The sequence below is a fragment of the Marinobacter arenosus genome (assembly GCF_019264345.1).
Taxonomy (GTDB): domain Bacteria; phylum Pseudomonadota; class Gammaproteobacteria; order Pseudomonadales; family Oleiphilaceae; genus Marinobacter; species Marinobacter arenosus.
The window spans coordinates 2,200,151-2,219,977 of the sequence record NZ_JAHVAO010000001.1; the positions used below are offsets into that span (position 1 = coordinate 2,200,151).

The window sequence follows — 19,827 nt, forward strand, 5'->3', positions numbered from 1 at the left end:
CATGTCGCTTTCTCTACATGGAAGGATGAGCGGTTTGTACAGAGAGTCGTTAGTGCAGTACTGGGGAGATTCCATGGTATATCCTCTGAGATGGAACTGCTTGCTTGGCGTGCGCTAGAAGAGGCGTTCTTAGAGTCTGCCCATGGCGATGAGATGAGCGCGCCCTGGGAGCTACTCCGTAAATTGTATGATATCGGCGAAGAGGGGAAGAGTAACCAAGTGCTCTGCCACGCTTTAGGGCTTCCCCGGCTAGAAGAACATGAGGCTCCCGACTCTGAGATTAATAACTCCATTGCCAACTTCATTCGTGATCACGGTTTTTCGGCAGGTATAAGTCAACTTCAGGAGGATTCGCGTTCGGAAGAGGTCGGTGCCGCACTGGAATCGTTCAAAAAAAACGCCATTTACCTGTTCCGGACGCCGCAAGAATATGTCAGCCGGCCATTAGGTAATTACTCAAAAGCATGCCAACAAGGCCAATATCTAGATTGGTGGAATACGTTATCTCAGGCGGTTTGGTTAGAACTGCTTAGCCAGGACAACAATCAGGACGTTGGCGACCTCAAAGTCACCTGTACTAACGCATTATTTCGTCCTATGTTGGCAAGCCAATTACCCGTCGTTTACCAGTCTCCCCGATTCCTCATCTCAGTAAATGACGAGCTAATTGGAGAAAAAGTCCTCGTATATAGGTCGTCTGGACGCAAGAAAGCCGAGCTGATAGAAGAACTCACCATCGATGCCAGTGAAATCGAGTGGGAAGATGACTCCCCCCTTTCTGATCACGAGCAATATCTTTGCTATGAGTTTGTAAGCAGCCGGCTCGAAAAACCCACGAAGCTGAAACTAGTGGCGCTGGATAGCTATCTGCCTGGGGTGGTGCTTAATTGCAGATCGGCCCAAAAACTTACACCCTTTAAAAAGAAAAGATCGGGGCGCAAGACTAAGACGAAAGCGCCGACAAAGTTCTCGTTTGACTCAGAGTTGGTCACCAACGGAATTGGCACTCATACCGTAGAGTTCTTCTACCGAACTGGTATTAGTATGCCGTCTAGAATCAGCGGGCATGTCGAAGACAATGAAGATGAGCCCGCAAGACCTTGGCCCGTGACAACATCAGACAAGCGAGAAGGATACGCTGTTGCTGTCCTCGAGATATCTGCTGACTGTACTGCCGAGTTCGAGCTAGATCTTCCGGAGCTAGAAGAATCGATTATTTTCCGAATACACGTCAGTACTAGCGAATTCGCAGCAGAAGGGGCAAAAAGCGAATTCGATAAATTTGTCACCAATAATTGCACTCGTTCGACAAAAGTAGGGAAAGTCGATGTAAAGCAAACCATGCTAACACAGCTTGAACAGTGGATTTTAGATTGTGAGGCATCGTACCTCCCTCTTATTATTGGGGCGGAGTTCAAGGAAGTTTGGCAGCCCCCGATATGGGAAGAGTATCCCCGCCTATCTAGTTTAGGACTTGCGGTTGATCCGCGCCCAAGGATCGATGAACTCACTCCTCCTGCTGGCTATATACAGGCACGGGAAGAAGTTCGTCTATTTTTGAAGAGCCTCTGCGACGAGAAGGGATGCACTATTGAGGCCCTCAGTCTTGGCCAGCTAATGCAGGACGAAAACAAACGTAGTGCTGTAGAACGCTATATAGGTGAGTACGCCGATTGGCTCACTGCACCAGACTCACTTGCAGCCTGGGCGGACTTGATAACTGTCCACGAGGCCCAAACAACACAGGTTTCTTACCTCAAAACAACCCCAGTCGCGTTGCTTCTATCACCGCTGCACCCGATTCGACTGGCTTGGCAATGCCACGCACAGCACCTTCTTCAGGAGGCAATTCAACAAGGTTTACCTTGCCCAGTTGCAGGTGTCATTGAACCATCCAGTTTTCCTGATTGCATGTCACTTAAATGCAGGGACGTAAACGGCCAATTCAAATCAATTGGCTTCGCGTCAGTCAAGAGTTCTTCCGACTATTGGTCTGTTCTATGGCGAGCCGACGCCATCTCCGAAGTAAATCAAGGAAACGGAATCGGGGTGTTCGGAGAAGAACTTGGCTTGAAAGTTGAGGGAATGGTAACCGGGTTCAACAAACAACAAGTAAAACGTTCATTGGATGAAATTCGCCAGTTATATCCAGCCAAAGCAAGGCTGAGGATCTCTCTTCACAGTGATTCATCTGGCTATAGCTCCTGCAACGAAGGAATAGACGAATGGTGTCTAGAGAATTTAGGACCTGATGTTGACGAATGGTCTTCAGCCGGAGGCCTTACGCTCCAGGTCATCGACATGAGGCCGAAAGAAGAGCAACTTGAACCCGCAGCCCTTGCCTCTCTAACTGAACGCTCCGGAACTCAGGTTCGATGGTACACGAACGGTGAAAATGAAGGCACCACGCCAACCGATCTCTCCATCGTTGATCATCTACAAACTATGGATCAGGAATTTCGAGAAGAAGGGGTCAGGTCCCCTGTAGATCCAAGTTGCGTTTCTCGAATTAGTATCAAGAAGAATGCTACAGAACATAGAAAGTATCTGTCTCTGTCTAGAGCGGGTTCATTCGTTAACGAACCCTGTGGAGACCAATTGCTTGACAACATGTCGAGAGCTCTTTCCCATCTGGAACTTACTTGTGTAACTGAAGCCGATTTCGACAGTCTTGGTTTTGCTCCTAATCTACAAACCTTAAACGCGTCTCTAGAAAATACTAGGTACTGCGCCATCTCCTCTTCTGCAGTGGATGCAACGTGTTTTCATAGCACAGAAAACAACACATACCTTTGGGATTATGAACTCCCCCGCTATGCACCCGGGGCCGGCCAAGCTTGCGGGTTCTATTTGGTCGCAAAACAATCGCCCACAATGTTCACTGCTATGACAAATATTCTAGGCAACTTCGTTCAATCCCAAATCGTCACGGACGAACAGGTTGGCCAATTGCTGGACGAGATCTCTCGACGGGGAATACCGACGCTAAAGCGCCTCACCAGCGGTGGCTCAGCCAGTCTTGGTGAGGCTGGAATGTTGATCGCCTCGCGCCTATTGCAAACTGACTTTCAAGTTGCTGGTTTGGGTAAAGGACTCATCCCTGCAATTGATAACGGACGTATCAACCTCGTGATCCCTGCTGACGTTTTCCAGCCTCGGTTCGATGAGCTAAGAAAAGCTCTCGATGCAGAAAACCGAGAAAGGCCTGATCTATTAGTGCTGAGTATCGCATTTGGCGTCGATGATGGTGACCAGTTGCACGACCCAAAAGCGTTAAAAGTCACCCCTATTGAAGTAAAGACACGCACAAGCGAAATGACTGACAAACAGCGTGGTGAAGCCGTGGCACAGGCTACCTCGTTTGCTGACTTTCTCATCTCACTAAAGGAGACCAGTAAGAAGTCAGCCCTGTGGGGGCTCGCATACCGTGACTTACTGGCAAGCTGGTTAGATTATGGATTCCGAGTATATGGCGAAACAGATATGGCCAGACGGAACCCTCATTGGGTTTCCTACCATCAAAGTACTATCGCAGGGTTAATGTCAGGCCAAATGGATGTGGAATTAGATCCTATAGGCAGACTCGTCTCCATTGAGAAAACGTCTAAAAGCCGCGCAATGGCATCCGACGCAAGCAGCGATAAAAACATCGTAATACTAAGCTTCGAATTAGCGGGCGCCTTACTAACTGCCTCCCAATCACACGCTATTGACGATATTTCTGAGCAAATTAATGATTGGAACCTATTAATTGAAAGCGAGCTTCATGATGAAGTGAGTTCAAAAGGGCTGCCTGAGCCTTCAGATTCTGGCTCAAATAATAACGCGGTCGATTCAGAGCAGCTACAGTCTGATTTAACTGGCATCAACACGCCCATAAACGTTTCATCCTCTGGAGACTCAAAATCTGAGAATGATCCAATACCCCTAGAAGGCCTCCATTTCAAGATTGGCCAAACAACTGAACTAATCGGGAATAAAGATGTTGAATTTTATCCCGGTAATACTGCACTGAATAATATTAATATTGGTGTTGTCGGCGATCTTGGTACTGGAAAAACCCAGCTCTTAAAATCTCTAGTTTATCAAATGGTGAAAAATCCTCAGAAAAATAGGGGACTACCTCCAAAAATATTAATTCTCGACTACAAGCGTGATTTTAGTGATGTTGATGATGACTGCAGGTTCATAGAGAAAGCCAAAGTTAAAATTGTATCACCCTACAAAATTCCTCTTAATCTATTTTCAACATCGGGAGACAGCTCGAACAGAGCTATGTTAGACAAAATCGGATTCTTCCGAGACATCCTTCGAAAGATCTTCTCAGTAAGTGCGCCGGTTCAGGATAAGAACCTCAAGGACGCGATAAAATCCGCGTACCGATTAAAAAGGGAAGAAAATGGGCGCGATCCCACAATCTACGATGTTTTGGAGCAGTACGATTCAGTTATTGATGGAAAACCTGACTCTGTATCGGGGATTATAAGCGATCTTGTTGACTACGAGATTTTCGAGGATGACCCTAATAAGATTGTTAGCTTCAACGAGTTCTTTGACGGCGTTATCGCCATTGACTTGAAAGACCTGAGTGACGATAAGTTGAAAAAGATGGTGATAGTTATATTTCTCAACCTTTACTATGACTATATGCTCAAGGTTGAGAAGAAGCCATTTGTTGGAACTGAACCTCAAACACGGTTCATAGACTCGTACCTTTTAGTTGATGAGGCTCATAACATTATGCCTTATGAATTTGAGGTATTATCGAAACTTCTCCTTCAAGGAAGAGCATTTGGGATAGGGGTCATACTAGCATCGCAGTATTTTAGCCATTTTAAAAACCAACGCACTGATTATAGGGAGCCTATTCAAAGCTGGTTTATACATCAAGTTCCAGGTGTAACAGCGAGGGATCTCGATAAAATTGGAATTCCGTCAGCGTCAGATAACATAGTTAACCGTATATCTGGCCTAAAGCCGTTCCACTCTCTCTGTAAGACTCTTGGGTGGGAAGGTGAATTCATAAAGGCAGTACCGTTTTATAGTTTCGAATAGAAAGTTCACAGGAACCATAATGAACGACTAGCAATGGCCTATCTACGGAGTAAAGCATCCCAACGACGCCAAGCAGCAAAAAAGCGCGCAATTGAAATCGATGGAAAATTGATTGCTTGGTTTTCTTCTCAGCTCAGGATCTGGTTCGCAAGGAGCGGGCGAGATTTTCCATGGCGTCATCCCGATATCAGCATTTATGAAGTAGTTATTCTGGAGCTGTTACTGCAAAGAACTCGTGCAGAGACGGTCAGCAAACACTATTCTTTCTTTTTTGATAGTTTCCCAGATTGGCGGGCCCTTGCCGAAGCATCAACGAGTGTTTTGGAGTCCCAATTGAAACCGTTTGGTTTGTATAGGCGGCGAGCAGAAGTTTTTCAGAGCCTTGGAAAAGAAGTTAACAAGCTAGAGGGAAAGCTACCCCATTCTAGGGATGAGCTCAAGGCATTGCCTGGATTGGGTGATTACATAGTCAATGCAATCTTGATGTATCGAGATGGGCTACCCACACCACTCCTTGATGTGAATATGGCGAGAGTGCTGGAGCGTTTCTTCGGTTCACGAGAATACGCCGACATTCGGCATGACCCGTACCTGCTCACTTTGTCCGAACGGGTAGTTTCTACCTCAGATAATCCAAGTTCGATTAACTGGGCAGTCCTTGATTTGGCACGAATAGTTTGCAAAAAGCAAAACCCGGCTTGCAACGAATGTCCCTTGGCCGCATTTTGTTTAAGCGTGAACAGACCGTAATTAGTAAGCTAAATCAGTGCCGCTCTTTGGGCGCATTGTGTCTCATGTTTTTCTATTTTTCCTGTCTCTATATGCAACAGCCGTCCTAAACTTTCTTTCAGGAATAGGCCGATTCCCTCAGCCATTAGGGGAGGAACGGCGTTCCCGACCTGAGTATACTTCGGGCATGTTTTCTTTCTAAGGCTACCTCCCGTTGTATAGGGCCCCTCAAAACGGAACCAATCAGGGAAAGATTGCAACCGAGCCAACTCACGAACGGTCATGATTCGAGGCTCATCAAAATGCAAAATATCATCTGGTAAGGTGGTAACCGTGCCGGACGGCTTGTGCGGGTCCAATACGGTCAAGGAGTGCTTTCGTGAGTTATGCACTTCTTGCCGATAAAGCAGGGGTAAAGTTTTACCTCTGGCTAGTTTGTATCGTGTTTGCAGGTTCAAGTCGTCTATATCTTCAAGGATCTTTTCGAAGCGCTTTTTCACTTTCACCGTATGGTTAGGTAAGCGCAGGCCATGATTTGGACACTTCTTTCTCTCCCAACCTTTCCTCATTAAATTTATATACGCTGGGTTCCTACAAAAGGTTGGTGCATATTCAGCGATTTGCTTGAACCCTGACGCACGCGAATCATCTTTCGGAACGTCGACCAGTTTATAGGGGTTGCCGAGAAAGTTCAGAGTCTTTAAGTCCTTTAACGCGTCAGAAGCAGTAACAAGTGGGGGCAGCCCCTTATTAATCTTAAACTCTTCCGCGAAAACCTTTAATTGGGCTTCAACCTTTGTCGCAAGCTCTTTTCCGGTAGACAGCAACTGCAGTGAATCACCATTAACATTGCTGCCTAAAAATTGGTCTTTATGAATAGCAATCAGCACAAACCTGTGACGAGCTTGGGGAACCCCCCACTGGCTACTGTTCTCGATCAAATGAAAAGGCACATAATTTAATTCAGCTAATGCTCGCTCAATTTGTTCCGATGGAGGAAGACTTTGGGAACCAGCTTTGGTAAAAGTTTGAGTGATCCCTCGCACGTTTTCCATGAGAATAAACTTGGGTTTGACGCGCCGAACAATCTCTAGATAGGCAAATGCCAACTGGTTTCTGGGGTCATCAGGATCTCGCTTGCCCGCAGATGAAAACCCCTGACATGGGGGCCCGCCGGCCACAAGATCGACCTCTCCGCTATTCCCAAGGCTGTCCAAGTACCGGGAGGCTTCTGGATCATCCAAGAGTGCCAGAATATCGTGATTTCTACACTCAAGGGCATTCGGCCAATCAAACCTTCCATTAAGCCCTACAAACTCCTGATCGATCAGGTTCCTTTTTAACGTAGAAAAAGCGTCGGCACTGCGTTCAACCGCAAACAGCCCCGTGTAGCCAGCGTTTAGCAGGCCAAGGGAGAGGCCCCCACATCCGGAAAATAAGTCAATAAACTTCATAGTGCTTCAGCGATAGGATCTTGAAAGGGCAAAACGGCCCGAACTTAGACTGTTTTTATATACAGTATGCTGGTAATAGTCAAACCCATAATGACTTATATAGCATTTTGGCGATACACCAAATTATGGGATCAACAGCATCAATTTTTAGTGTTTGCACATTGATAGTGACTTCTACCTCAGCGGCAGGTTTAGAAGGAAGCGGTTTCTCTCTTTTGTTGACCCACCAATTTCTCTCGCATTCAGGAATGAGTTATGGGACTGCTGAATGTAATCGATCCCTTCAGTGCGCGCCTCTTCAAGCTTCCTTTAGATCCGGAGCTTCTGATGAACTGGCATTTCCCCGCTGGGACAAGAACGCTTTGATTAGTTTTCGATATGAGAAACAAAGCTCAGTGATGATAACCATTTCACCTAGTCCCCATCGCAGTGGATCTGCCATGAAATGCTAACATCCGTACCAAAGAACAGCCTCTTTCAACTACCACCTAAAATCGACTTATCCCCAAAAAATTCCGAATAGATTGATACCTAAGCAGCCTACCGCCGCTTAGGCGTCCACGCCCAAACCATCTCAATCTCGATGGGCTCTTTGCCCTCGCTATCATGGATGGTCACCGGCACGGAGACATCGCCCTTGTCTTCCGTGCGCATGCGCTCGCGCTGCTCGTCCGTCAGGTGGGCTTCAACGGTCATGTCGCCTTTGGCTCGACGGGTGTACTCGGCTTTGGCGGTCTTGATGACCGGTACCTTGTCGTCCGGCACGTTCAGGCCAACCAGGAAGCCTGTGGCAGATTCGGCCAGAACCAGCGAGGCAACGGCGTGCACGCCGCCAATGTGGTTCTGAACCCGGCGCTTGTTGGCCAGGCTGATGACGCAGCGCTCGTGATCGAGTGATTCAATGCGAATACCAGTGGTACCGGTGAATGGCACCACCTTGCCAAAGAACAGGCTCAGGGCCCTGGATCGGGCGAAATCGGGCAGACGATTGATTTTGTTAACGATTCCAGACAATTTGTTGGCGCTGGCCATGGACGACTCTCCGCTTATCGAACTTTTCGGCTCGGGACAATACCCCATTCGTCGAAGGAAAGGAACGTTTGGTCAATGACGGCACGCCATGGGCTGGCTATACTCGGCCCAACCCTTACAGGACCCAACGCCTACCAACAAGGAGAGCAAGATGAGCGATCTGAAAACCCAATTTGATGAAGCCGTAAACTACATCCAGAACGCCGAAGGGGATTTCCAGCCGTCCAATGAGATGAAGCTGGAATTCTACGCGCTGTACAAGCAGGCGACCGAGGGCGATGTTTCCGGCAAGCGCCCGGGCATGATGGATTTCGTGGGCCGCGCCAAGTACGACGCGTGGGACAAGCTCAAGGGCACGTCCAAGGACGACGCCATGCAGCAATACGTCGACAAGCTCAACGCCCTGAAGTAAGCACGCCTGCCTGTCGATCCCGGTTGATTTGACCGGGATCACCCTTCCCCGGAAAAGTTTTTGCGACCTTCAAACGTTTGTCATAAGATGCGCGCAACATAACAAAAAGAACCCAATCGGTAAGAGTTATTCATGGAAATCACCCAAGCGCTGGAACAATCCCAGCCCGGCCTTGTTGGCCGTGTTAAAAACGCCATTCGTACACAGCATCTGAACCAGCGTGCCGAACAGAATTACCTGCACTGGATTACCCGTTTCGTCCTGTTCCACGATTTGAAGGATCCGGACACCCTCGGCTGCGAGGATCGCCAGGAGTTTCTCAGCTATCTGGGCGATCGCATCGAGATCTCTCGGGCACGGCTGAACCAGGCCAGCCAGGCACTGACGTTCTTCTACGAGGATGTTCTCGGAAAGGTGGGCATGAGCGAAACCGCCGCAGCCTGAACGCTGCGGCCGGCGTTCAGCGCTCGGTCATATTGACGTTCAGCGCGTCGTAATTGCGGTTTTGAGGCGGGCGAATCACGTAGTTGTTGCTGTGTGTCTGTCCGGGTATGGACTTGGGGTTGCTGAACCGGAATTCCACAGGAATCTCGGAACGCCCCAGGTCGGTTCGACTGTCCCTCGGCTGCAGGGCCAGCGGATCCAGGTAGAAATCATCGTCTGTTGCCGGCTTGACCGGCACGCCCGCTGCCGGGGCAGACAACCCACCCTCGATCACCGTATTGGCGAGGGCGTCTTCTTCGATGGAGCGCAGCGGAATGTTGTGAATCGTGGAGCGCTCTTCGTACTCGAAGGCCTCTTCCTTTGCGGGGGCGTCACTCTGGGCGGAAACCAGCGCAGGCAAAGCAAAGAGTGCCGCGCTGCCGGCTATCGACACCGAGCGACCCAATAAACGTCCGACTTTTCCAATCCCCGTACCCATATCCATGACCATAACCCTGGCTGACCGACTCATCCCTGCCACCACATGTGACACTTTTTGATCAGTCTATCGTCAAAAAAGACGGTTTGCGCAGTTGGTCGACGATTCTGTGACGCTTTTCACTAACACCCTAAGCCAATACGTAGCAGCATGGGTCATGCTGTAAACCCTGGATAACAATCAATCCCATGTTCCAGTTTGCTTACGTGGGAAATGCGTCTAAACTCCGGTTTAGCAAGCAATTCTTTCGCCCGGCTGTGCGCCGCCAACTCGGTCCAAGGATGTCTATATTGAAAGTCCGCCCGCTCCTCAGGATCTCAGCTTTCGCATGGCTGGTACCCACTATGGCGGCAAGCGCAGCGACCGGCGACGACTCCCTGTGGGACATCCCCCTCGAGGAACTGGGGCAGATCCGGGTGGTATCGATCGCATCCGGGAGCGCGACCCCTCTCGATAAAGCCGCAGCGATCACCTCGGTCATCAGTTCTGAAGACATTGCCGCCATGGGCGCGAATGACCTGGACCAGGTACTGGAAACCGTGCCGGGCCTGCATGTAAACCACTCAGACCAGGCGTTCACCTCCAAGTACATCTTCCGGGGCATCACCTCGAGCTTCAATCCGCAGGCACTGGTTCTGATCAATGGTGTTCCGGTCACCACCATGATGTTCGGCAACCGGGGCAATACCTGGGGCGGCATGCCGGTGAAGGCCATCAAGCGAATCGAGGTCATACGTGGCCCCGGATCGGCGCTGTACGGCGCAGACGCGTATGCGGGCGTTATCAATATCATCACCAAGAGCGCCCAGGATATCGAAGGTGTCCTGACCGGCGTTCGGGCCGGAAGCTTCGATAGGACCGGCGCCTGGGTCGAGGCGGCCACGGACTTTGGCGGCACCGACGTCAGCCTTGTTCTTGAGCAACAGAGCACCGATGGGTGGCGCCGAACCATCGAACGTGACGCCCAGACCAATTTTGACGAAGCCTTCGGCACCTCGGCGTCCTTGGCCCCCGGGCCGGTCAACACCTCGGTGGATCAGTTCGACGCCCGACTGGATGCCCGTGGTGAGCGCTGGCAATTGCGTGCAGGGATTCAGGACCGGAGAGATCTCGGCACCGGGCCCGGCCTTGCCCAGGCCCTGGACCCGGAGGGGCGCTACAGTTCCCAACGGCTGAACGTTGATTACAGTTACCGATGGGAGGACGTGGTTGAGGGGCTTGAAGTCGAAAGCCGGGTCAGCTATCTGAACGTTACTCAGGAACCCGAGAATGACATCGCGCTTTATCCGCCGGGCGCGTTTGGCGGCGCCTTCCCGGACGGGTTCCTCGGTAGCCCGGGCTACAAGGAACGCCAGCTACGGGTTGACCTCAGTTCCATCTACAGCAACATCGATAACCACCGGATTCTGTCCGGCGTAGGGGCGTTCTGGGCGGACCTGTACGACGTTACCGAACGGAAGAACTTCAACACGGATTTCAGCCCCAAGGGCCAGGTGGAAGACGTATCAAACGATCCGGACCAGGTCTGGATGCCGGAAGAAGACCGCAAGAACTACTACGTTTTCGTTCAGGACGAATGGCAGTTTGCCCAGAACTGGCAATTGGTAAGTGGGCTCCGCTACGACTATTACGCGGATTTCGGGCAAACCATCAATCCCCGGGCCGCTCTTGTGTGGGCAACCACGGACACACTGACAACCAAATTCCTGTACGGCCGAGCCTTCCGTGCGCCGTCGCTGAATGAACTCTACGCCGCGAATAACCCGATCACCGCGGGCAACGAGGACCTGAACCCGGAGACGATCGACACGCTGGAAGTCGCCCTCGCCTACCAGGCCACCACCCGCCTGTTTTACGGCGTGAACGTTTTCTACTATGAGATCGACGACCTGATCAGCGCGGAACCCATTCCGGGGCCGATTTCCAATCAGTACCAGAACTCCGGCAAGCGTAAGGGTCACGGTGCCGAGGTCGAGGCCAGCTATCAGGCGCTGGACAACCTGAACCTGACCGCCAATTACGCCTATCAGACGGCCGAGGATCAACGCACCGACTCCTCCGTCGGCCAGGCACCGAATCACCAGGCGTACGCTCGGATTGAGTGGGGCGTGGTCCCGACGTGGGATCTGAACACCCAGGTCAACTGGGTCGGCGAGCAAAAACGGGCCCCGTCGGACCCCAGGGAGCCGGTGGATGACTACACCACCGTGGATTTTGTGGCCCGCACCAATGGTCTATGGCGCGGATTTGATATTGCCGTGTCGGTAAGAAACGCATTCAATGCCGACGTGCGCGACCCCAGCCCGTATTCCGACCCAAGGCCTGAGATCCCCGGCGACTTCCCAATGCCTGGACGCTCGGCTTTCGTGGAAGCCCAGTACCAGTTCTAATCATCCCACCCGCGCTTTTCCGGACCGTCGTAAACGATGTTCTCGCAACGAACTGGGAAGAAGCTACCTTCGGGTCGATCCCTCGCATCCTGATAGCAGGGCGCCATGCCCGTTACGAAACAGGGCGTTAGGAAGGTTTGATAGTCCTGGCAACTCAGGCCCATATCGGCCGCCAGGCCCGCGTGAACGGCGGCAACGTTCATCGAGTAACCGTAGGTCTCGTAGAGGTAGTCGTGTACGTCGAGGGCCATCTTAAGGTAACGACCGCCATCAAGTTCAAATTCACGGGCCTTGGCCAGGGTAAATGGAATACGCTCGTCGGTTTTGGCCAGTGGGCGCCCATAGCCATATATGGTTCGCCCGGCGGCCTTCTCTTGCTCAACAAATTCACTGAGGGCGCCGCCTTCATCGCAATGTCTGCCTGCACGGTAAAAAAAGTCCAGGGCCCGAACTTCCGGGCGGCGGCCGTAGATTGAAGCCTCTGACACACTCATACCCGCCATCAACGACAACGATGGCGTTGAGCGCACCGTGCCTGCCAGGGCAGTGACATGATTCGGCCAGATAGAGGCATCCGGATAACTGGTCGAAACCCAGTAGGCATTCAGCATCTTTGCGACATTTTTCCCAGGATCTCTCCCGAGAATGGCGTATAGGTAAAGATGGATCCAGTCATAGTCACCAAGTTCCTGGTGCAAATCCTTGCCATGCACAATGACCCGGTCGGACAGATACGCTTTACCCTTGCGGGTTACCCAGCGCTTTTCTGTCTCCAGAAGCTTTTCGTGGTTCATGGCTGACTCCCCTCCGGTGACTCGGGATCGGGACTGCTCTCGTCCAGCTCTATGGCAGGACCGTAATACGGGAACTTTTTCCACCCCATCTGTTTTTGCTCCAGGGCATGGGCGGCCGCGCCCGGTAGCCTGAGAATCAGGTACAGCATGCTGCCCTGGTCGGGATCCATCCCGAGATCAACCAGCGCAGCCGCGGCAAGCCCACTCATTGCCAATGGGTAGCCAACGTTCTGCTCCAGCGCCTGTCGATTGGCCTCTAGCCAGGCGAGCGCACCGTTGGCAGGCGCCAACCCGGCCAGCAGCTCCAGCGATTGGAGAATGGGTGTCGGCGTTACGTCTCCGTTCGGATCAAAGCCGGGCGCATGCTCCATGGGCAGCCAGATGTCGGCACGTTCGTCGTCGCTCGGGTTCGATAGCCGGGCGCACCACCGATCAAAATCAAAACGGCATTCTCGCCAAAGCCCGATACACACCGACACTTCCTGGGACCCACCGTATTGGCCTGCCCCCACCGCAAGCGCCGCCATCAGGGCGGAGCTGTGATTGGTACCGGCAACACCCGCGTTCATCGCCGCCCGAACGCTGGTTTCACGAGGCCCGAGGTTGGCCAGTACCATGGCCAGCTTTTCAAGCAAGGCCGCCTCCCCCTTTCCGGGGCGCTCGCCTTTGAACATGAGCAGCAGGTATTCAAACCAACTGGCCTTGTGAACCACCTCACCGTAGACATCATACCCACGGCAGTAACAGGCCCTTGCGGCAAAGGGGTTCTCAGCTTCCGGCTCTTCCAGCCAGATGTTGGAGTGGTACTGGTACTCTGTAGTCATTGCGTCGTCCTGCCTATTCGGTCGCGGTGAGCACTTTCATTCTGGCGCCCATGGGGGGCACTTCGTCGGCGTCAATCCTTACGTCAAGCAAACACGGCCCCGGATGCTGAAAAATATCGGGCAGGTCAAGCGCGTAAAGCTCTTCCATGTTATTGATCCGGAAGGACCTCACACCCAGGGCTTCGGCCAATTTCGCGTAATCCACGGTGGGTAGCCGGTTCGCGATCGGCTCTGCACCGCCAAGGGCCTGACCGTGGCGGACCATGCCCAGTGAGGCGTCGTTCAGCACCACCATCACCAGGTTCTGGCACTCTTGCAGCGCCGTGGTCAGTTCCTGCCCCGACATCAGGTAGCTGCCATCGCCGGTAACGCACAGGACCGGAGCTCCCTTGGCCGCCATGGCAACGCCTACCGACGCACCAATAGCCCACCCCATCGGCGCAAACCCGATGCCGATGTGGAACAGGTTCTTGTCCGGAGCCAATGCCTCAGGCCGCCGAACGTTCCAGTGATGTATCCCCCACAGGAAGCTGTTGCCACTGTCAAACAGGGCGCGGGTCATGTCCGGGCAGGCCTGGCTGAAATAGGTCATTAGCGCTTGCGGTTTCACGGGCCCGGTCGTGGCGTAACAACCGTCGCGAAATCGCTCGTCAATGATGGCGGGCAATCCGTCATTGGAACCCACCCGCCTCGGTCTGGCAGCTTGGGCGTCTTGGCCCAGCGCATCCAGAAGTTGGTCAACAATCAGATGGGGTTCGCCAAAAACGGCGAAACGCGCCATGGTGGCTCGGGTCAGGTGTGCGGGGTTTCTGGAGATATGGATCAACCGCTCGGACACGATGCCATCCGGATCCCAACCTGCTGTGGAGACCTCATCCAACGCCGCACCGACGACAATGATTCGCTCGGCGTTCTCAGGTTTCAGGGCGTCCGAGGCACTGCGGTGTCCCGCGAAACCAAAGACACCGCGATACAGGGGGTGAAAACTGTCGATGACACCCTTCGCCCGGGGCGTCGTCACAAGCGTCCAGCCCTTCAGCTCGGCGAGCCGTATCAGTTGAGGAACGGCGGAGACCGCGCCCTCCCCAAGGACAATCGTCGCCCGGCGTACCCCCTCAAAGTGCCGGACCAGGCTTTGCAGTGTTCCGGGCGCTGGCAGCACTTCATTCGCCAAAAAGGCATTCAGGGAGGTGTGAAGGGTCTCTTCCGGGACACGATGGCGCATGACGTCGAGGGGAATGGACAGGTGCACCGGGCCCGGCTGGTGCCCCATGGCATGGCCAATCGCGTGAAGCAGTTTCGGGAGGAGTTGTTCGGGGTGCGATACCAGCGTGTTATAGCGGGTGCAGCTGGCGAACATATCGGTGGTGTTGATACTGGTGCAGGAGGACTCCTGCAAGGCACCCTGGCCAAATCGATTCAGAGAGGTCTGGGCGGATATCACCAGCATCGGTGTGTTGTCGGCGTAGGCTGCGGCGACACCGGTGAGGAGGTTGGTGGCGCCCGGCCCTGCCGTTGCGCAACACACACCCAGCCGGCCGGATTCCCGGGCATATCCGTCGGCCATGAAGGCAGCGCCGGTTTCGTGGCGAGCGGTTACAACACGGATGCCCCCGCGACGCTCACTGCGGGCAAGGGCATTGTAGAAAGGCTCAATGCTGCCACCCGGTACCCCGAATACGAACTCAACACCCAGACGCTCCAGGTACCGCAGAATTAAATCACCACACTCAAGCATTGGATACTCATTACAGGTGGCCGACGCGGACGGAGATGCCGCGCCCATCCGGTTTACTGTTCCAGGGGCACTGGCTTCGATATTCCATATCCCTGGGCAAAGTCGAGACCGAGCTTGCGGAGGCACTCTTTCACTTCGTCGGTCTCAACAAACTCGGCAATGGTTTTCAGTCCCGCCGCGTGTCCAATCCGGTTGCAGGCATCGACGATCCCCATATCAATCGGGTCCGCGATCATGTTTCGGATAAAACCGCCGTCCACTTTCAGGTAATCAATGGGCAGGGCTTTCAGGTAGGAGAAGGAACTCATGCCCGAACCAAAATCGTCCAGCGCGAACTTGAAACCATCGTGGCGAGCCCGCTCGATAAAGCCGATCGTGTCACTCAGGTTTGCAATCGCGGAAGTTTCGGTGATTTCGAAACACACCCGGTGCGGCAGGATGGAATGCTGCTCGACTTTGGTGCGAATGAAATTAAAGAGCTCGGCGTCACTCAGGGATCCACCGGACAGGTTGATGAAGAAGGTGCCAGTCGGTTCGCGGCCCAGGCCGGTGCGATCGAGATAGGCGAACGCCAGTTCGATGACCCGTCGGTCTATCCGCGGCATCAGGCCAAAACGTTCGGCGGCCGGAATGAAGGCGCCGGGTGGAATAATCTCGTTGCCCTGTCGCAGGCGCACCAGAAATTCGGTCCGGAAACCATCGGCACTCTTCTCCTGCAGCGGAACCATTTCCTGGTGACACAGGAAGAAATTGTCAGTTTGCAGCGCTTCCTGCAGGCGGCTTGTCCACTGCATATCCCGCTGACGCTGCTGCATGTCTTTGTCACTGGATTCGTACACCTGGACGTTGTTGCGTCCACGATCCTTGGCGGCGTAACAGGCCAGATCGGCGTGGCTGAGCAGCTCACTGGCGGTTTTGTAGCGGCTGCCTATGATGACCATGCCCACGCTCAGCGAGACGGCAAACGGCTTGCCTTCCCAGACAAACCGGTACTCCCGTACCTCTTCGCACAGGGATTCGGCCACCTTGCGGGCGTCAATGGCATCGCAACCGCGCAGCAGCACACCAAACTCATCCCCCCCCAGACGAGCCAGGGTGTCGTTGGCTCTCAAGTTCTGGCCGAGAAGCTTCGCGAGCTGCTTCAACAGCTCATCGCCGGCCCGGTGGCCACAGGTGTCATTGATGATCTTGAACTGGTCCAGATCCAGGTACAGCAGCACGCAATCCCGGGCCGATTTCCGGGAATCGTGCAGCGCCGCATCCAACTGGCGTTCAAACTCGCGACGATTGACCAGGTCCGTAAGGCTGTCATGGTACGCCATGTGCTGAAGGGTCGACTCGGCTTCCTTCTTGGCAAGCCGGACGGTCACTTCCCGCATTTCGCGATGGATCGCCGGGATCAACCGGGCCAGGTTGTTCTTCATGATGTAATCTTGCGCGCCAGCCTTCATGGCGCTCACCGCGACGTCTTCGCCAATCAGGCCCGAAACGATGATGACAGGAAGGTCCGCGGCAAGCTGGCGCGCCAGCTCCAGCACCCGAAATGACGTAAAACCTGGCAGGCTGTGGTCGGTAATCACAAGGTCCCAGTCAGACTTCGAGAGAGCGGCTTCCATGGCACTTTCGGTATCAACCATACGATAATACGGTTCGATCCCCCCCTTCTTGAGCGCCCGAAGGAGAAGAAGCGCGTCATCCTCCGAGTCCTCGACCAGTAACACCCGCAGTCGATCCTTCAATTCACTCACCATCGCCACCTTTATGGAACGATCGGGTTACTCCCAGGATGGGAACGGTATTCACAGTCAACCAATATCGAGCTAGCAGACTCATCTGCTCACTGAACTTACTGTAGTCGATCTGCTTGGTAACAAAACTGTTGACCCCTAACCGATAGGCCTCACGAAGCTCCTGCGGTTCATCCGACGAGGTGACCATCACCACCGGGATCCAGTCGGTTGCCGGCGACGACCGGATACGGCGCAATACCTCCAGACCGCTCACCTTCGGCAGTTTGAAGTCAAGCAACACAACACCGATGGACTCGACAAGCTGTGAGCGCTCGGTCGTATCGGTTCCGAACAGGAAATCGAGGGCTTCCTGTCCGTCTTCCAGCATGATGATGGAACTGGGTCTGCACGAATTCCTGAGCGCCCGTCGGGTGAGGACCTGATCATCCGGGCTGTCCTCCACGACAAGAATTGCGTAGTCATCCATAGCCATACATGCTCCATTTCCATCGGAAAATCAAAGGCATCTGCAGTCCGCGCCACCTTACTTCTGCATTGAGGACGGAAACTTTACGAAGAAGCAGGCACCGTTGTCGACCGACGATTCCGCGTAAATTTCACCGAAATGTCGACGCACCACCCGGTCCACGGTGGCCAATCCCAGGCCTGTCCCGACGAACTGGGCGGGTGTGTGCAAACGGTTAAACGCGACAAACAGCTTGTCCACGTATTTCATATCGAACCCAACACCATTGTCCTGAATTGCAACGGTAATACTGTCGGGAGCCTCACAGGCCATCACATCAATGCGGCGATGATCGTTCTTTGAGGTGTATTTCCAGGCATTCTCGAGCAGATTCTGAAAAGCCACGCGAATCATTCTACCATCGCCGACCACCCGAATACCCGGCTGTATGCTGACATCGGTGGGGAGCGGGTCGGTGGTTTCCTTCAATTCCTCCACGATTTCCTCAAGCATGGCGCTGAGATCAAGCTGTTTGACCTCCATGGCCTGACGGCTTACCCGGGACAGCACCAGAAGCCCGTCAATCAGCCCGCCCATCCTTACCGTCGCCGCTCGTATCCTGTGCAGGTAGTCCCGCCCCGTCTCGTTCAACTGGTCGCCACAGTCTTCCTCCAGCGCCTGACCGAACCCCTCGATCGCCCGCAGCGGCTGACGAAGGTCATGGGAGACCGAAAAACTGAAGGCTTCCAGTTCCCGATTGGCCAGACTGAGCTCGGAGGTGCGATCCGCAACGGTACGCTCCAGGTCATCACGACTCTGCAGAATCTTCAGGTTCTGTTGCTGGATGGTGCCGATCATCTCGTTGAACGCACTGCCCAGTCGCCCGAGTTCGTCCTTGCCGTAGACCGGCACCCGGATGGAATAATCGTGGTCCCGGGCTATCCGCTCGGCCGCGTCGGAGAGCTCGAATACCGGCTCCGATACCAGTCGCTGCAAACGCAATGCGACCCACGCCAGCACCACCTGGATCCCAATCCCGATACTGAAGGTCACCACGATGAAGGCCTGGATGTGCTCACGCAAGACCTCGAGGCGGGAAATCAGATAGAACTGGCCGACGGTGTCTCCGTCGAGCGTGACTGGCTTCAGCAGACGATAGAAGTCACCGACGAAGCCGACCTCCGGCGGAACAGCCAGGTTCGGGCAGGCTCGTGCATTGCCCGACTCATTCAGCGCACTCATCACCTGCCCTGAAACATTGTACACGCAGACCTGTTCGATGGTTCCGATCTGACGCAGGCTTGAAATAATGGTGTTGAGCTGCTGGTCGTCCTCAAAAAGGAGCGCAGCCGCCGATTGTTCTGCCAGGATATCAGCGATGACATGCAGTTCGGACTCAAGCTGCTCCTGATAGTTCTGGTTTTCAACCACCACCAGACTGGTGCAGACCAGCAGAATACCCAGGGTACTGATCGACAAGGTGAGCAGGAGCAGTTTGGTTTTCAGCGGCCAGTATTGCCAGCGCCAGCGTTCCATCATCGGATGACCCTCACGGCAAGTTCCAGCAGTCGGGAATTGACATGCAGGCCGGCGCTCTGGGCTGCCTTGAGGTTGATCTCGAACCGGATAACGTTCCCCTCCTTCACGTATCCGATCACCCCGCCGCCCTCCACAAAGCCGGGAATCTCACTGATCGTCAGCATCTGGTGTTTAGTGGCGTAATCCGTGATGGCAGGCAAATCTCTGGATTTGGCACTGCCGACAAACAGGATCTGGCAGTTTTCACTGTCGGAAAGCGACGCCGGATACGCCAATCCAAGGGTTCGGCCCTGGGATACGCGGCCATCCAGTTGTTCAAGAAGATCCCCGAACGGGTCCTGCCCCAAGACACAGATCTCCAGATCAGACCCATCGGCCTGGGGTTCCGTCCAGGTGATAAAGCGCGTGAAATTGTAGAGAAAGGCCGCTTTGACCTCATACTCCGAGCGCACCGAAGCGTTGGACGCTCCAACAAGGGCGCATAGAAGTAATGCGATAAGGAATTTCAAAAACACCTAAGGGTAACCCCCGGCCATCCATTTTATCGAACCCTTATCGTAAAAGGCGCACCTCATGCGCACCCGATAAGCCAGCCCGGAGTGTTTAGCTTGATGACAGTCCAAATTTCACGTATCTCAAGGCCTTGCACGACATATTGGCAAACTGCCCGATAACCACCCGAAGGTTAGCACCGGTTTCCGCCGCGTCAATAAACCGATCCCAATTAAACCCTTACAGATGT

The 19,827-nt window shown here is 53.6% G+C and carries 15 protein-coding genes; 5 read left to right on the forward strand and 10 right to left on the reverse strand.

Annotated elements, in window-relative coordinates:
• Positions 1-90: 90 nt before the first annotated feature.
• Together KXD86_RS10150 and KXD86_RS10155 are read left to right on the forward strand one after the other, a co-directional pair.
• The gene (locus KXD86_RS10150) at positions 91-5,055 is read left to right on the forward strand and encodes an ATP-binding protein (protein ID WP_218635906.1); all 4,965 of its coding nucleotides are present in this window, start codon (positions 91-93) and stop codon (positions 5,053-5,055) included.
• Between the two features lie 33 nt (positions 5,056-5,088).
• Complete coding sequence (locus KXD86_RS10155) at positions 5,089-5,805, forward strand: HhH-GPD family protein (RefSeq protein WP_218635907.1); 717 nt, start codon at positions 5,089-5,091, stop codon at positions 5,803-5,805.
• Between the two features lie 8 nt (positions 5,806-5,813).
• Here KXD86_RS10155 and KXD86_RS10160 read toward each other — a convergent pair whose 3' ends face one another.
• Together KXD86_RS10160 and KXD86_RS10165 are read right to left on the reverse strand one after the other, a co-directional pair.
• Positions 5,814-7,238, reverse strand: a complete 1,425-nt coding sequence (locus KXD86_RS10160; RefSeq protein ID WP_218635908.1) for a DNA cytosine methyltransferase — start codon at positions 7,236-7,238, stop codon at positions 5,814-5,816.
• A gap of 540 nt (positions 7,239-7,778) precedes the next feature.
• Positions 7,779-8,270, reverse strand: a complete 492-nt coding sequence (locus tag KXD86_RS10165) for a DUF4442 domain-containing protein (protein WP_218635909.1) — start codon at positions 8,268-8,270, stop codon at positions 7,779-7,781.
• A 151-nt stretch (positions 8,271-8,421) separates the two neighbouring features.
• Here KXD86_RS10165 and KXD86_RS10170 point away from each other — a divergent pair, with 151 nt between their 5' ends.
• Positions 8,422-8,682: an acyl-CoA-binding protein gene (locus KXD86_RS10170; protein ID WP_218635910.1), complete on the forward strand. Its 261-nt coding sequence runs from the start codon at positions 8,422-8,424 to the stop codon at positions 8,680-8,682.
• Between the two features lie 132 nt (positions 8,683-8,814).
• Positions 8,815-9,126 (forward strand): site-specific integrase, encoded by a 312-nt coding sequence (locus KXD86_RS10175; RefSeq protein WP_218635911.1) that lies wholly within the window; start codon positions 8,815-8,817, stop codon positions 9,124-9,126.
• A gap of 16 nt (positions 9,127-9,142) precedes the next feature.
• Here the strand turns inward: KXD86_RS10175 and KXD86_RS10180 are convergent, their stop codons facing one another.
• Positions 9,143-9,610 carry a hypothetical protein gene (locus KXD86_RS10180; RefSeq protein WP_312846274.1) on the reverse strand — a complete coding sequence of 156 codons (468 nt, stop codon included), beginning with the start codon at positions 9,608-9,610 and terminating at the stop codon, positions 9,143-9,145.
• A gap of 338 nt (positions 9,611-9,948) precedes the next feature.
• On the opposite strand from KXD86_RS10180, the gene KXD86_RS18965 reads away from it, so the two are divergent.
• Positions 9,949-11,994 carry a TonB-dependent receptor plug domain-containing protein gene (locus KXD86_RS18965; RefSeq protein ID WP_218635912.1) on the forward strand — a complete coding sequence of 682 codons (2,046 nt, stop codon included), beginning with the start codon at positions 9,949-9,951 and terminating at the stop codon, positions 11,992-11,994.
• Here the strand turns inward: KXD86_RS18965 and KXD86_RS10190 are convergent.
• The 7 genes from KXD86_RS10190 to KXD86_RS10220 are packed head-to-tail and all read right to left on the reverse strand — an operon-like array spanning position 11,991 to position 19,594.
• Positions 11,991-12,788 (reverse strand): citrate synthase family protein, encoded by a 798-nt coding sequence (locus KXD86_RS10190; protein ID WP_218635913.1) that lies wholly within the window; start codon positions 12,786-12,788, stop codon positions 11,991-11,993. The two genes, KXD86_RS18965 and KXD86_RS10190, sit on opposite strands and share 4 nt — an antisense overlap.
• On the reverse strand, positions 12,785-13,612 hold the full coding sequence (locus tag KXD86_RS10195; RefSeq protein ID WP_218635914.1) for a citryl-CoA lyase: 828 nt from the start codon (positions 13,610-13,612) through the stop codon (positions 12,785-12,787). Before KXD86_RS10195 ends, KXD86_RS10190 begins: the two co-directional genes overlap by 4 nt.
• Positions 13,613-13,625: 13 nt before the next feature.
• Complete coding sequence (locus tag KXD86_RS10200) at positions 13,626-15,350, reverse strand: thiamine pyrophosphate-binding protein (RefSeq protein WP_218635915.1); 1,725 nt, start codon at positions 15,348-15,350, stop codon at positions 13,626-13,628.
• A gap of 53 nt (positions 15,351-15,403) precedes the next feature.
• Positions 15,404-17,098: a putative bifunctional diguanylate cyclase/phosphodiesterase gene (locus KXD86_RS10205; protein WP_312846275.1), complete on the reverse strand. Its 1,695-nt coding sequence runs from the start codon at positions 17,096-17,098 to the stop codon at positions 15,404-15,406.
• A complete protein-coding gene (locus KXD86_RS10210) occupies positions 17,091-17,567 on the reverse strand; it encodes a response regulator (protein ID WP_218635916.1) in 477 nt (158 codons plus the stop codon). Before KXD86_RS10210 ends, KXD86_RS10205 begins: the two co-directional genes overlap by 8 nt.
• A 57-nt stretch (positions 17,568-17,624) precedes the next feature.
• Complete coding sequence (locus tag KXD86_RS10215) at positions 17,625-19,085, reverse strand: ATP-binding protein (RefSeq protein WP_218635917.1); 1,461 nt, start codon at positions 19,083-19,085, stop codon at positions 17,625-17,627.
• A complete protein-coding gene (locus KXD86_RS10220; RefSeq protein WP_218635918.1) occupies positions 19,082-19,594 on the reverse strand; it encodes a YfiR family protein in 513 nt (170 codons plus the stop codon). Before KXD86_RS10220 ends, KXD86_RS10215 begins: the two co-directional genes overlap by 4 nt.
• Positions 19,595-19,827 lie beyond the last annotated feature (233 nt).

Bases quoted from the DNA above. Each gene is read 5' to 3' on its own strand.
- KXD86_RS10150 (WP_218635906.1), top strand. From the start codon at position 91: ATGGAACTGCTTGCTTGGCGTGCGCTAGAAGAGGCGTTCTTAGAGTCT.
- KXD86_RS10155 (WP_218635907.1), top strand. From the start codon at position 5,089: ATGGCCTATCTACGGAGTAAAGCATCCCAACGACGCCAAGCAGCAAAA.
- KXD86_RS10160 (WP_218635908.1), bottom strand. From the start codon at position 7,238: ATGAAGTTTATTGACTTATTTTCCGGATGTGGGGGCCTCTCCCTTGGC.
- KXD86_RS10165 (WP_218635909.1), bottom strand. From the start codon at position 8,270: ATGGCCAGCGCCAACAAATTGTCTGGAATCGTTAACAAAATCAATCGT.
- KXD86_RS10170 (WP_218635910.1), top strand. From the start codon at position 8,422: ATGAGCGATCTGAAAACCCAATTTGATGAAGCCGTAAACTACATCCAG.
- KXD86_RS10175 (WP_218635911.1), top strand. From the start codon at position 8,815: ATGGAAATCACCCAAGCGCTGGAACAATCCCAGCCCGGCCTTGTTGGC.
- KXD86_RS10180 (WP_312846274.1), bottom strand. From the start codon at position 9,610: ATGGATATGGGTACGGGGATTGGAAAAGTCGGACGTTTATTGGGTCGC.
- KXD86_RS18965 (WP_218635912.1), top strand. From the start codon at position 9,949: ATGGCGGCAAGCGCAGCGACCGGCGACGACTCCCTGTGGGACATCCCC.
- KXD86_RS10190 (WP_218635913.1), bottom strand. From the start codon at position 12,788: ATGAACCACGAAAAGCTTCTGGAGACAGAAAAGCGCTGGGTAACCCGC.
- KXD86_RS10195 (WP_218635914.1), bottom strand. From the start codon at position 13,612: ATGACTACAGAGTACCAGTACCACTCCAACATCTGGCTGGAAGAGCCG.
- KXD86_RS10200 (WP_218635915.1), bottom strand. From the start codon at position 15,350: ATGCTTGAGTGTGGTGATTTAATTCTGCGGTACCTGGAGCGTCTGGGT.
- KXD86_RS10210 (WP_218635916.1), bottom strand. From the start codon at position 17,567: ATGGATGACTACGCAATTCTTGTCGTGGAGGACAGCCCGGATGATCAG.
- KXD86_RS10215 (WP_218635917.1), bottom strand. From the start codon at position 19,085: ATGATGGAACGCTGGCGCTGGCAATACTGGCCGCTGAAAACCAAACTG.